At 42.5% G+C, this 1,860-nt stretch carries 1 protein-coding gene and 1 pseudogene; both read left to right on the top strand.

The genetic code is table 11. From position 1 onward, the window contains the following. Positions 1 to 508: pseudogene (locus tag VF500_RS18995) on the top strand (hypothetical protein); the annotation flags it as partial. 21 nt (positions 509 to 529) lie between these two features. Further along, positions 530 to 1,795, top strand: coding sequence for a BamA/TamA family outer membrane protein (locus VF500_RS18990; protein ID WP_330861190.1), 1,266 nt, complete (start codon positions 530 to 532; stop codon positions 1,793 to 1,795). Positions 1,796 to 1,860 lie beyond the last annotated feature (65 nt).

Below are 1,860 nucleotides of genomic sequence, written 5' to 3'. Positions count from 1 at the left end.
ATTTTATACTAACCAGGGAGTACTACCAACCATAGCAGCGCAGCCATGGATCGCGCCGAACCTTCAGGGTTTTAGCGGTGAAATTTACAGCGTAAAATATTCCTTATGGAAAACCATGTTTATGCAAAGGTGGCCATCTGTACAATACAGCCATGAACAATGGACAAAAATCGTGAATGATTTTGTTGCTGCCGAGACTGATGAGGTACTGGAGGCGGGTTTAAGGCGATTGCCTGAGTCATCGTACAAGCTGAGGCATGATGTGTTGCTGAAACAGCTGAAAGAGCGTCGCGCCAATATCCCGGCCGAAATGGAGTATTACTACAAGTTCATCAACAAAATAGTTGATATCCACACCTCAAATAAAAACGAGCTGGTAACCGTAAAGGACGAGCCCAATGGCAGCCTCAATGTGGTCATCAATAAGATCAACAAAAATGGCGAGGTTAAGGATACCCTCATGAACCAGAATTATCACCCGGATATCACAAAAGAACTCCGCATTTAGGTAAGCGGCGGCGATGATAAAGTGGTCCTTGATAACGCCACATCGCCAATTAAACTGCGGTTTATTGATAGTACCGGTACCCAAACGTACAATATTGTAAAATCGCTTAACACGGTACAACTGTACGACAGGGGCAAGAAGCTCAGTATAACCGGGGATGAATCAAAAGTTAACAAACATATAAGCAAGGACAGCGCTAACACCTCATTTCTGCGGGTCAACCTCATGAACGTGATAGCGCCGCTTGCCAATATCTCCTATAACCCTGATGAAGGTGTATTATTTGGTGCCGGTTTTAAATATACCCACCAGGAAGGTTTTCAAAAGCTGCCTTATAATGATGTGCAAACCGTATTTGCCAGTCATTCTTTCAGTACAAAGGCTTTCAAATTTAGTTACAGCGGTGAGTGGATCCATGCTTTTGGTAAAGCCGACTATTTAATGAATGTCCAGTTTGACTATCCGGACAATATCAACTTTTTTGGAAGGGGTAACGAAACTCAGTTTATCAAGATTGGCGACTATCGTAAATATCACCGCACCCGCTTCACTAATCTTACGTTTAGCCCGGCTTTCAGGTGGCGTAACGAATCGGGCACTTCTGTAACGGTAGGCCCTGCGTTTCAGTACTATAAATTAAATATTGATGACAATACGGGCCGATTTATTACATATCCGTTACTGACAAACGCACCCGACAGTTATACCTTTGATAAAACTAAAATGCATGCCGGTATAGTTGTTAACTTTACCAATGATAAGCGCAATGATAAAGTGCTCCCAGCCTGGGGAAGCTTTGTAAATATTAAACTTCAGGAGTTTAATGGCTTAAACAATAACTCCACAAGTTTTGCCCAGCTAATACCCCAGGTTGCTTTATATAAAAGCCTGAACGCTAAAAGCTCTATTGTTTTAGCCGATAGGGTAGGTGGCGGTATTACCATTGGCAAAACGGCCTTTTACCAGTCGTTATTTTTAGGCGGACAGGATAATTTATTAGGTTACAGGCTATACAGGTTTGCCGGCCAGCATAGTTTTTATAATAACCTGGAGCTGCGCATAAAATTGAGCGATTTTGCCAGTTATATTGTTCCCGGCCAGATAGGCGTTATAGGATTTTATGATATAGGCCGGGTTTGGGAAAACGGACAAAGCTCGGATAAATGGCACAACGGCACCGGGGCAGGTTTTTATGTTGCGCCGGCAAGGCTGGCAGTTATTAAAATAATAGCAGCTTACTCTGAAGAAGGATGGTACCCTTATCTTTCAACAAGTTTCAGATTTTAACGGAAGGGTAAAACTGTTATAAAAATGCACACAGAAGTACTCAATATAAGCAAAAACGAATGCAC

The sequence above is a fragment of the Mucilaginibacter sp. genome, from assembly GCF_036383575.1.
GTDB lineage: Bacteria > Bacteroidota > Bacteroidia > Sphingobacteriales > Sphingobacteriaceae > Mucilaginibacter.
Note: the sequence above shows the minus strand (reverse complement) of the source record. Positions and strands in the feature narration are given on the sequence as shown.